This is a genomic window from Pseudomonas sp. BAY1663 (genome assembly GCF_000582595.1).
In the GTDB taxonomy this organism is placed as follows: Bacteria; Pseudomonadota; Gammaproteobacteria; order Pseudomonadales; family Pseudomonadaceae; genus Stutzerimonas; species Stutzerimonas stutzeri_AF.
The window spans coordinates 1-10,989 of the sequence record NZ_AZSV01000117.1; the positions used below are offsets into that span (position 1 = coordinate 1).

Genomic DNA, 10,989 nt, shown 5'->3' on the forward strand with positions numbered 1-10,989 from the left:
AAGGTCTTGCCCCTGCATCCGGCCCCACGCTGCGCGTGGGGTTCGTTCACTCCATCGTCGCTCCAAGGGTCGGCTTACAAGGGCCATCCATGGCCCTTTAAGCCTTTCGCCGCATCCTTGCTGCTCAACCCCCTACGCAACGATTCCGCTCACCCTTCTGAAGGGGCGATAGGTGTGACCTGATAGTCCGTGCATTCGACTCAGAAAGCTAAAACAGTAAGCGGTGCTTTTGGCTCCGCGTGAAGGGCTAGTGATGATCCCCGCACTCTCGCGTATGACCCCGCTTCCGGCATTTCGGCGCCCTTGGACACGAAGTGTTCGCAGGACAAAAGGCACCTTCAATGCTGGCCATTTGCCTAAAGGTTACCGCTTTTACCGCTCAATCACCCGTTTGAAAAAGCCACTTGCCGTATACGGAAATCGATTGTTATCGTTTACGTAAAGGTCATGTGACGACCTGCGCCATAACCAACAAAAACAATCAAGGTTAGAGGGGCATCCATGGAACCAGAGTTCGTGCTGGAAACGCGCGGCCTGACCAAGGAGTTTCGCGGCTTCACCGCCGTGGATTCCGTTGATCTCAAGGTCCGCCAGGGACATATCCACGCGCTTATCGGCCCCAACGGCGCCGGCAAGACCACCGTATTCAACCTGCTCACCAAATTCCTCACGCCCACCCGCGGCGAGATTCTCTATCGCGGCAAGAACATCACCACGATGAAGGCCAACGAGATCGCCCGGCTTGGGCTGGTGCGCTCGTTCCAGATCTCCGCGGTGTTCGGCCACATGAGCGTGTTGGAGAACGTGCGCGTCGCCCTGCAGCAGAAGATGGGTACCACCTTCCACTTCTGGAAATCTGAGCGCAGCCTGCGCGAGCTGGACGAGCAGGTGATGCAGCTGCTCGCCGAGGTCGACCTGCAGGCCTTCGCCCAGACCCTGGCGATCGAGCTGCCCTACGGCCGTAAGCGCGCGCTGGAGCTGGCCACCACGCTGGCGCTGGACCCCATCGTGCTGCTGCTCGACGAGCCCACCCAGGGCATGGGCAGCGAGGACGTCGACATGGTCGTCGAACTGGTGCGCCGCGCCGCGGCCAAGCGCACGGTGCTGATGGTCGAGCACAACCTCAGCGTGGTCAGCCGGCTGTGCGATCGCATCACCGTGCTGGCGCGCGGCTCGGTGCTGGCCGAGGGCGACTACGACAGCGTGTCGGCCAACCCGCAGGTGCGCGAGGCCTATCTGGGCAGCGAAGCCGCCGCGCTCGAGGAGGCCCACGCATGACCCCACCCATGGACCGCGACCAGCTGCGCATCAGCGACCTGCATGCCTTCTACGGCGAGTCGCACATTCTTCACGGCGTCGACCTGGTGGTCGGCCGCGGCGAGCTGGTGACGCTGCTCGGGCGCAACGGCGCCGGGCGCACCACCACGCTGCGGGCGATCATGAACATGGTCGGGCGCCGCACCGGCTCCATCGTGGTCAACGGCAACGAGACCATCGGCCTGCCGGCCCACCAGATTCCGCGGCTGGGCGTCGGCTATTGCCCGGAAGAGCGCGGCATCTTCGCCAGCCTGAGCGTCGAGGAGAACCTGCTGCTGCCGCCCACGGTGCGCAGCGGCGGCATGAGCCTGGACGAGCTCTACGCAATGTTTCCCAACTTGTATGAGCGTCGCTTCAGCCAGGGCACGCGGCTCTCCGGCGGCGAGCAGCAGATGCTGGCCATGGCGCGCATCCTGCGCACCGGCGCCAACCTGCTGCTGCTCGACGAGATCACCGAAGGCCTGGCGCCGGTCATCGTGCAGAAGCTCGGCGAGGTGCTGATCAAGCTCAAGCAGCGCGGCCTGACCATCGTCCTGGTAGAGCAGAACTTCCGCTTCGCCGCGCCGCTGGCCGACCGTCATTACGTGATGGAGCACGGCCGCATCATCGAGGAGATCGAGGCGGCCGAGCTGGATTCGAAAAAGGAGTTCCTCAATTCCTGTCTCGGGGTGTGAGCCCCAGGAAGCTGTAAACCGGCCGCAGTGGATGCCGGCCCGAACCACAACAAAAACAATCGAGAGTGGTGAATACATGAGCTTTTTCCGCAAGCGCGCGAGCGCCATCCTGGCTGCTTCCCTGATCACCACGGCCGCCCAGGCCGAGATCAGCAACGACGAGATCCGCATCGGCTACCTGGCCGACATGTCCGGCACCTACCGCGACCTCTCCGGCCCCGGCGGCCTGGAGGCGCTGAAAATGGCGGTGGAGGATTTCGGCGGCACGGTCGACGGCAAGAAGATCGTCATCTTCCACGCCGATGACCTGAACAAGCCGGACGTCGGCGCCAACACCGTGCGCCAATGGATCGACGAGCGCAACGTCGACATGGTGACCGGCATGGTCGCCAGCTCCGTGGTGCTGGCGGCGAGCAAGGTGGTGGAGCAGGGCGGCAAGCTGGCGCTGATCTCCGGCGCGGCGGCCTCGAGCATCACCAACGAATACTGCTCGCCCAACCATATCCACTGGACCTACGACACCTACGCGCTGGCCAACGGCACGGCCAAGGCGGTGCTCGCCGATGGCGGCAAGAGCTGGTACATCCTCACCGCCGATTACGCCTTCGGCCATTCCATGGAAACCGACATCACCAAGGTGGTGGAGGGCGATGGCGGCAGCATCGTCGGCAAGGTCCGCCATCCATTCCCCAGCAGCGACTTCTCCTCCTACATGCTGCAGGCCCAGGGTTCCGGCGCTGAGGTGATCGCCCTGGCCAACGCCGGCGCCGATACCGTCAACTCGCTGAAGACCGCCAGCGAATTCGGCGTCACCCAGTCCGGGCAGAAGCTCGCCGGCATGGTGGTGTTCTTGAACGACATCCACGCCATGGGTCTGGACGTGACCCAGGGGCTGATGCTGACCACCGGCTGGTACTGGGACATGAACGAGGAGACCCGCGCCTGGGCCCAGCGCTACTACGAGCGCACCAAGCGCATGCCGGGCATGGTGCACGCCGGCATCTACTCGGCGACCACCCACTACCTGAACGCGGTGAAGGCCGCTGGTAGCGACGATACCGTGGCGGTCCGCGCGCAGATGGCCGGGACGCCGGTCAACGACATGTTCGCCAAGGGCGGGCAGATCCGCGAGGACGGCCGTATGGTGCACGACATGTACCTGGTGCAGGTCAAGACGCCGGCCGAATCCAAGGGCGAGTGGGACCTGTACAAGGTGGTCAGCACCATTCCCGGCGACCAGGCCTACCGGCCGATGGCCGAGAGCCAGTGCAGCAAGCTGGTCGCCACCCAGTGACCGGCTGAGCCGCGCCATCACCCGGCCGGCGACGGCCGGGTGCCACGGACTTCCTTTGGGTGGTGAACCATGACTCTCGTATTCGGCGTTCCCCTGAGCGTGCTGCTCGGGCAGCTGTTGCTCGGCCTGATCAACGGCGCGTTCTACGCGCTGCTGAGCCTGGGCCTGGCGATCATCTTCGGCCTGCTGCGCATCATCAACTTCGCCCATGGCGCGCAGTACATGCTCGGTGCTTTCGTCGCCTTCCTCGGGCTGAACTACCTGGGCGTGAGCTACTGGGCTGCGCTGCTGCTGTCGCCGCTGCTGGTGGGGGCCCTGGGCATGGCCATCGAGCGCGGGCTGCTGCGGCGCATCGCCGGTGAGGACCATCTCTACGGGCTGCTGCTGACCTTCGGCCTGGCGCTGATCGTCGAGGGCAGCTTCGTCAAGCTGTTCGGCGTGTCCGGCTCGTCCTACCCGATGCCGGAACTGCTGCGTGGCGGCTTCAACCTCGGCTTCATGTTCCTGCCGACCTACCGCGCCTGGGTGATCGTCGCCGCGCTGGTGGTGTGCCTGGCGACCTGGTACGTCATCGAGCGCACCCGCCTGGGCTCCTACCTGCGCGCCGGTACCGAGAACCCCAGGCTGATGCAGGGCTTTGGCATCAACGTACCGCTGCTGGTGACCCTGACCTACGGCTATGGCGTGGCCCTGGCGGCCTTCGCCGGCGTGCTGGCGGCGCCGATCTACGCGGTGACGCCGGGCATGGGGTCGAACCTGCTGATCGTGGTGTTCGCCGTGGTGGTGATCGGCGGCATGGGCTCGATCCTCGGCGCCATCGTCACCGGCATCGCCATGGGGCTGATCGAGGGGCTGACCAAGGTGTTCTATCCGGAGGCGGCCAATACCGTGGTGTTCCTGGTCATGGTGGCGGTGCTGCTGGTTCGTCCTGCGGGACTTTTCGGGAAGGAGGCATGAGCATGACCAATCCGGTCAACATGCAGGCGGCCTCGGTGCTGCAGGCCAGCGTGGTGCGCGAGCGCCGGCATGCGGCGGCGCGGCGGCGGAAGATCTTCTACGCGGTACTGCTGGCGGTGGCGCTGCTGGCGCCGCTGGCGGTCTATCCGGTGTTCCTGATGAAGCTGCTGTGCTTCGCGCTGTTCGCCTGTGCCTTCAACCTGCTGCTGGGCTACGCCGGACTGCTGTCGTTCGGCCACGCGGCGTTCTTCGCCACCGGCGGCTACATCACCGGCTACATGCTGAGCAGCTACAGCGGGCTGAGTACCGAGCTGGGCATCCTCGCCGGCACCCTGGCCTCGACGGTGCTCGGCGCGCTGTTCGGCCTGCTGGCGATCCGCCGGCAGGGCATCTACTTCGCCATGATCACCCTGGCGCTGGCGCAGCTGGTGTTCTTCGTCTTCGTCCAGGCGCCGTTCACCGGTGGCGAGAACGGCCTGCAGGGCGTGCCGCGCGGGCACCTGTTCGGCCTCGTCGACATGCAGAACAACCTGGCGATGTACTACTTCGTGCTGGCGGTGTTCGTGCTCGGCTTCGCCATCATCCAGCGCACCATCCATTCCCCGTACGGCCAGGTACTCAAGGCAATCCGCGAGAACGAGCCGCGCGCGGTGTCGCTGGGCTACAACGTCGATGCGCACAAGCTGCTGGCCTTCGTCATCTCCGCGGCGCTGGCAGGGCTGGCCGGTTCGACCAAGACCGTGGTGTTCCAGCTGGCCTCGCTGACCGACGCGCACTGGCACATGTCCGGCGAGGTGATCCTGATGACCCTGCTCGGCGGCGTCGGCACCATCCTCGGCCCGCTGGTCGGCGCCGGCGTGGTGGTGACGTTGCAGAGTTCGCTGTCCAACGGGCCGCTGGGCGAATGGGTGCACGTGATCCTCGGGGTGATCTTCGTGCTCTGCGTACTGCTGTTCCGCTCCGGCATCGTCGGCTGGCTGGAACGCCTGGTGAGGCGCAACTTCAAGTAGCGAGACACGCGGCAGATGTGCACCGGCTGGCGGTGCCGCTGCCGCGAACCCTGCGCGGGGATGCCTGGTGCTCCCCGGCGAAGAACCAAAAAGCTCGCGCCGAGGTCGGCCCTCCCGCAAAAGCGGTCCCAGGCACGAACCGCTCTTGTAGGCGGTTCGCCCTCGCGGCGATGCGGCCAACGGCCCGCCCAAGAATCAAAGAAGCTCGCGCCGAGGTTGGGCTCTCCCCCACAGAAGCCCGGACGAGCTGCCGGAAGACCCCCCCCCGAACAACTGGAAAAGGTCGAGCCACCGTTGGAGCCGATGCCCGACCCCGGGCCGCTGTGACACCCGGGATTCGCCCGCCGGAAACGAACAGGCCCCGACGAGTCGGGGCCTGCAGGCGAGCGTTGAACGGGCTCAGACGTTAATCACACGTTTAAACGTTGATCGGTCTGCAAAGGGCCGTGAATGCTAGGTTTCGCGGGGAAATCGGGCCACAGCCTTTGCGGGAATCGCTGGAAGTACCCCCAGTTGTACCCCATAGGGGTATCGGGATGATAAATCAGTCTGGATGCCGGTGCCAACGCTGCACCTGCCGGATAAAACGGGTATGGCGCAGACCGCATTTTTGGCTGACGCATGGAGCGGTACGCGATGAGATGCAGGGGAACGGGCCGCTGTGGCCCAGACCCTGGAGAACTCTCATGGCAGACCATCACACCCGCCACAACCCACTGGGGCAAGACGCCCTGTTCGCCACGCCGGCATCGCTCATGCTCGATGCTCGCCTCACGCCGCTGGAGCGCAATGGCTGGCAGGTGCTGCGGATGCTGCGCTCTGCGGAGGGTATCAGCCCGCTGGCGAATCTGGGGCAGTTGCGCCGCTATCTCACCTCTACCCCGCTGGGCCAGCGGGCCGGGTACGAGACGGCCTGGCGTGTTCTCGTCGTGCTTCGACTGACGGGGTGGATCAGTCTGGTGGGCCAGCAACGCGATCCTCTCACCGGCCATGTGCTCAGCGAGCTGTATCAGGTTCACGAAAGCGCCCTGCACTTCCAACAGGCCTGCGAGCTCGATGCCAGCCTGTCCGAGCTTCTGCAAGCCTCCATCGGCCACGAAAACAACCAGGTGGATCGGGTGGCCGTCCACATTCAGGCAACGCTGGTGCAGGCATCTGAAGCCGCCTCCATTGCGCCCCACGATCAGCGCCACGATGACGATGATTTGCCCCCTACGCCGCCGTCGCAGGCGAGCAAGGCAGCCGACCCACTGCCATTGTCTGGCAATTCCACTGGCAGCACGCTTGTTCCGCAACAGACCGGACACGCTCGCCACATGACGGCTGAGCAGGGCAGTACGTATAAGACGTATATGTATAAAAAAGAACGTACGTACCGCGCGCGCGAAAGCGACGGCGATCCGGCATCGCCGTCGGTGAGCTTGCCGCCTTGCCTAAGCAATGCCCAGGCAGATCAGCAAAAGGACGTACGGGCCGCCTTGCGGCGGCTGCCGCCGCAGCATCGCCAGGAAGTACTCGACGAGTTGCAGGCACGCAGCCAGAGCGGCACCGTGCGCAATGTCGTGGCCTACTTCTTCGCCTTGGTGAAGCGCGTATTTGCGGGCGAGTTCCGCTTGTGGGCAGGTCGTAAGGAGATGTCTGCCGCGAACCGGCCTGCCAAAAATCGGCCTGCTGGTGCACCACGCATCGAAACCCGCCCGGAACCCACTGCGCCACCGGCATCGCGTGAAACTGCCCTGGCGCACATCGCCAACATCCGCAAGATGCTGAATGCCCCGACGAACGCTGGGGACATCGCAGCACAGGTAATGCAGGCCAGGGGATGGCAGCCGCATCCTGCGTAGCAAATGCCGCCGCGAAACGGGTCGTCACTGCACGCCGCAGTGACGACCCCGCCCACGCCAGCAACAATGCGGGCGAATGCCGAATCCCATTGCGTGCGGCAGACATGATGATGGCCGCCCTACACTGACCGGGCAGTTGCCAAGACCGATGGGCTTCGTACATCGGCACCCCCAACAGCGCAGGTTCCCGCAAGCGCTGGCCCGTCAGGGCGGAACCACCCCAGGTATGCCCAGGCTCCGACCGCATACCGGCCCTACCCAGGGCGGAGCCTTCTTCGTCCGTTTGAACTCATCCCTACTGCGCCGCCTGGCGCACTGTCCTTTGCGGCAATTGCCTGTGCGCTATGCACAGGGCTCCTGCGGCTTTTCTCATCCCACTCTCTTTCATAGGAGGACTTGTCCACGTTCACATCACTTTCGTCTTGTAGTACCTCCGTCCGGGCTTCCAGCAGGAAGCAAGACGGATACCTCATTCGAGGCCCTGGTGTTTCCTGAACACCATGCCCTTGCCCTCACGGGATCTCGCCTTGGCGAGCTGGCACCAACACTAACCACTGAATTTCAGGACAACGCAGTACGGCGCTTTGCGTGGAGGCCAGAAGATGGACGACTTGACCTACACCCTGCGACAGCTCTGCCAGCGCAACCGTGACGGCAGCCACGCCACCCAGGCCGACCGGCAACGCTCGCTGAGCCTGGCCGCTCATCAATTGCGCGAAGCAGGCTTTCGCCAGATGCATGCCACTTCGTTGAAGGGCAAGCATGTCGAAGCCCTACTGCAACGCTGGCAAGCCGAAGGCCTGTCGACCGGTACGCTGAAGAACCGTTTGGCGCATCTGCGCTGGTGGGCCGAGAAGGTTGGCAAGGCAGGCATCTTACCGACAGACAACGCCAAACTGGGTATTCCCGAACGGCGCTATGTGACCAATGAAAGCAAGGCCAAGGAACTGGATGGCAGGCTGGATCGCATCACCGATCCTCAAGTTCGTATGAGCCTGCGTTTGCAAGCGGCTTTCGGTTTGCGGCGGGAAGAGTCCATCAAGTTCCAACTCCGCTATGCCGACCGTGGCGACCATATCGCTATCAAGGGATCGTGGGCAAAAGGTGGGCGTGATCGGACGGTGCCAATCACGACGCCGGAACAGCGTGCGGTGCTGGATGAGGTCCATCGCCTGGCAGGCCTGGGGTCATTGATTCCGGCGCACAAGACTTACATCCAGCAGCGGCATGTTTACGAGGGGCAGTGCAAGGCGGCCGGGTTGAGCAACATGCACGGGCTCCGGCATCGGTATGCGCAGATGCGGTATGAGGTGTTGACGGGGTGGAAGGCGCCAGCAGCGGGTGGCCCTCGTAAAGCTCAGCTCAGTAGCAGTCAGAGAATGAGTGACCGACACGCTCGACAGCAGATCAGCCATGAGCTCGGGCATGAAAGGCTGAAGGTGACGTCGATCTATCTGGGAACCTGAAATTCAATGAGATAACCGAGCTGGTGTTCAGAGTCACGCACTATCACCCGTAGGCAACACTTTGCGTTGGTAGTCCATCGCATCGTTGAATCCATCCGGCACCGGCTTGAAGGGTTTTCCTGGTGAACGGTGACTGCTTTGGAATTGACGCAGAGCTTGCACATCGATTTCGCCAATCACGCAGTAGTCGGTGACACCACCTTTGACCCGCAGCACATCACGCTTCCAACTGTCCTTGTAAGGGGCCCGGATGCGGCTGTCGCCGTACTGTCTATCATTGCATTGGATGATGTAGGCATGGATATCCAATGCTGCGGATTCAACCAATGCATTGAAAGTTTCGGTATCTGGATTCCATTCCGGCACGAACAGCGCATCCACCTTGCCACGCAGATCAGCGCGATAGCGAATGTTGGTCAGTTCACTGCAAATCAACATTGTGAAGCGTAAGTCGCCGTGCTGAATGATGGGCGGTGTTTTCCACGCCTTGTCCGGCTTCATTTCCAAACCGGCCAGGCGCTGTAGCTCCTGCTCTTCATGTAGGGCGGGCCGCTGCTTGTCCTGACGGTAAATCATCAGCGAGGGAAAGCCCAGACCGTCGTGGGACAGCGCCGCCCAAACCTGGTTGCGAACCCGCGACTTGCTGGCGTGCAGGTATTCGATACCGGTAATCAGCGAAATTCCGCGACCTTGCAGCTTGCGAGCGATGCGGATGAACCAGTGCGCGGGCAGTGCCAGCTCCGGCAGGATCAGGTAGCGGCTGTCCCTGGGCTGGGCAATTACGCCATCCAGCAGGCGACAGAGGCGAACATAGCGTTCGGCATCGGGATCCGGCATGCGCATCACACTGGCTGTCCAGCTGTCCAGATTTGTCTGCCAACTGGAGACGGCAATACCGTATTTCCGTGGGGTGACACCATCTGGTATCTGCAGTATGTCGTTTTTGTCGAAAAGAGGCGCTTTATCTCCCAATTCAAAGCCACGTACAGACAGCACCACCGCCTGCATGTCGTCCTGTGTCGCTTCTGAATAGGCTTGGCGATTTAGGATAAACAGCTCAGGCAGATTGAAGGGGCGAGTCGCGAACGGCAGCCCTTGGGGCAAATCCTTGAAACCGATCCACTGGGCGAGAGTCCGCGTTCCCTTTAGTACAGAGTCAGGCAGCAAATCAGCAGCACTGTCGCAACTTACAACGCTCTTTTTGGCAGGAATACCGCGCTGGGCCACCATCTCCTTCGGCAGGCCGATGAAACGGAATGGCATATGGGCGAGGTCAAACGAGAACAGGCGGGCTTGCTGTGTTTGAAAGCCTTTGACGGATAATGGCCAAGCCAGAAAGACATTCAGGTCGATGGCAGGATGACAGTTGGCCATATAGGTTTGCCACGCCTGCTTGCCCGCTTTGGATAAGCGGGGTGGGAATGCGGCTGTGATGCTTTCTCGGATGCTGGTAAAGAGCTGCTCTTTCCAGCGCCCCAGCATCTCCGCAGCGTTCGGCCTATCCTCCCCTTCGGGCCACGCTTTGACAACGATGTCGCATTGCTCCTGTACCTGTTGGCAGAGTCCCTGTAGCACTTCGATGATCCGGCGTAGATCGGCAAAGTCTTCACATGCCGTGGCGAGGCGAATGACTCGGGGCAGATAGACAGCCAGGTCGAAAAACTGCGGTAACACGAGCACGTGCTGAGTGAAGGCACGGAAGAACGCACGACGATGTGCTGTCCAGGCTTCGGGCAACAGATCACGTTCATAGGCTTCGAAGTCGCGCAGTTTGATGGCGAAACCAGCCCGACGCATGGTCAGCGCATCTGCCTTGCGCAGGTTGTCGGCGGCCTCGCCGTCGCTTTGTGTGGCGGCCAATAGGTCGGTACCGACATGCGTAGCGGACCGAGGCAGCCGTGGCATAGCCCGCCACTCGCTGGCGCGTTCGTGAATCTGATGAGCAATGGCGTCCACCAAAGTCTTGCCCGTCTCGCCTACCAGGATGAATACCTTGTTTTTGCCATTGGCGAAATGCACCTGTCTTTTCCCTTCACCCTCACTGAGGTACGTCGGCTTGTAGCCAATCTGCTTTTTGCCTTGGTCCACCCAGCCTAGCGTCTCCCGCGACCGTTCAAACAGCCATTCCCACAGCACCGCCGTCGAAGCAAAGTTCGCGCCGTTTTCCATGACCAGTAAGATGTCATCGACGTAGCGCCCGTAATAGATGGGTGCAACCTGTTGCTCTATACAGCGATCCAGCTCAACCAGCGCCATGTTGGCAACAATGGCCGATGCTGGCAGTCCCACGGGTAAACCCTTCTTCAGCGGAGTTGCCGCTGCCCACGCCTGCAGGGCACGAATGAACAAACGATGGAGCTTGACCTGGAATTCCGTTAGCTCAAGTTTCAGTACATCGGTGACAAAATCCGGATTAAGGAAACCCTG

General features: G+C 62.4%; 8 protein-coding genes. 7 read left to right on the forward strand and 1 reads right to left on the reverse strand.

Annotation, left to right across the window (positions count from 1 at the left end; translation table 11 throughout):
* Window positions 1-501: 501 nt before the first annotated feature.
* From BAY1663_RS20785 to BAY1663_RS20815, 7 genes are all read left to right on the forward strand, one after another.
* Entirely contained in the window at window positions 502-1,278 is a 777-nt protein-coding gene (locus BAY1663_RS20785) for an ABC transporter ATP-binding protein (RefSeq protein ID WP_037044556.1), read from the forward strand.
* Complete coding sequence (locus tag BAY1663_RS20790) at window positions 1,275-1,991, forward strand: ABC transporter ATP-binding protein (RefSeq protein ID WP_037044558.1); 717 nt, start codon at window positions 1,275-1,277, stop codon at window positions 1,989-1,991. The genes BAY1663_RS20785 and BAY1663_RS20790 overlap by 4 nt, the downstream gene beginning before the upstream one ends.
* Before the next feature lie 76 nt (window positions 1,992-2,067).
* Entirely contained in the window at window positions 2,068-3,285 is a 1,218-nt protein-coding gene (locus BAY1663_RS20795; RefSeq protein ID WP_037044560.1) for an ABC transporter substrate-binding protein, read from the forward strand.
* Between the two features lie 69 nt (window positions 3,286-3,354).
* Entirely contained in the window at window positions 3,355-4,242 is an 888-nt protein-coding gene (locus BAY1663_RS20800) for a branched-chain amino acid ABC transporter permease (RefSeq protein ID WP_037044563.1), read from the forward strand.
* A 2-nt stretch (window positions 4,243-4,244) separates the two neighbouring features.
* The gene (locus BAY1663_RS20805; protein ID WP_128576419.1) at window positions 4,245-5,252 is read left to right on the forward strand and encodes a branched-chain amino acid ABC transporter permease; all 1,008 of its coding nucleotides are present in this window, start codon (window positions 4,245-4,247) and stop codon (window positions 5,250-5,252) included.
* 686 nt (window positions 5,253-5,938) lie between these two features.
* Window positions 5,939-7,096 carry an STY4528 family pathogenicity island replication protein gene (locus BAY1663_RS20810; protein ID WP_037044565.1) on the forward strand — a complete coding sequence of 386 codons (1,158 nt, stop codon included), beginning with the start codon at window positions 5,939-5,941 and terminating at the stop codon, window positions 7,094-7,096.
* Between the two features lie 602 nt (window positions 7,097-7,698).
* On the forward strand, window positions 7,699-8,562 hold the full coding sequence (locus BAY1663_RS20815) for a phage integrase N-terminal domain-containing protein (RefSeq protein WP_037044567.1): 864 nt from the start codon (window positions 7,699-7,701) through the stop codon (window positions 8,560-8,562).
* Between the two features lie 33 nt (window positions 8,563-8,595).
* Here the strand turns inward: BAY1663_RS20815 and BAY1663_RS20820 are convergent.
* A partial coding sequence (locus BAY1663_RS20820) for an RNA-directed DNA polymerase (protein ID WP_037044569.1) occupies window positions 8,596-10,989 on the reverse strand: 2,394 nt, incomplete at its 5' end.

Bases quoted from the DNA above. Each gene is read 5' to 3' on its own strand.
- BAY1663_RS20790 (WP_037044558.1), top strand. From the start codon at position 1,275: ATGACCCCACCCATGGACCGCGACCAGCTGCGCATCAGCGACCTGCAT.
- BAY1663_RS20815 (WP_037044567.1), top strand. From the start codon at position 7,699: ATGGACGACTTGACCTACACCCTGCGACAGCTCTGCCAGCGCAACCGT.
- BAY1663_RS20800 (WP_037044563.1), top strand. From the start codon at position 3,355: ATGACTCTCGTATTCGGCGTTCCCCTGAGCGTGCTGCTCGGGCAGCTG.
- BAY1663_RS20805 (WP_128576419.1), top strand. From the start codon at position 4,245: ATGACCAATCCGGTCAACATGCAGGCGGCCTCGGTGCTGCAGGCCAGC.
- BAY1663_RS20810 (WP_037044565.1), top strand. From the start codon at position 5,939: ATGGCAGACCATCACACCCGCCACAACCCACTGGGGCAAGACGCCCTG.
- BAY1663_RS20795 (WP_037044560.1), top strand. From the start codon at position 2,068: ATGAGCTTTTTCCGCAAGCGCGCGAGCGCCATCCTGGCTGCTTCCCTG.
- BAY1663_RS20785 (WP_037044556.1), top strand. From the start codon at position 502: ATGGAACCAGAGTTCGTGCTGGAAACGCGCGGCCTGACCAAGGAGTTT.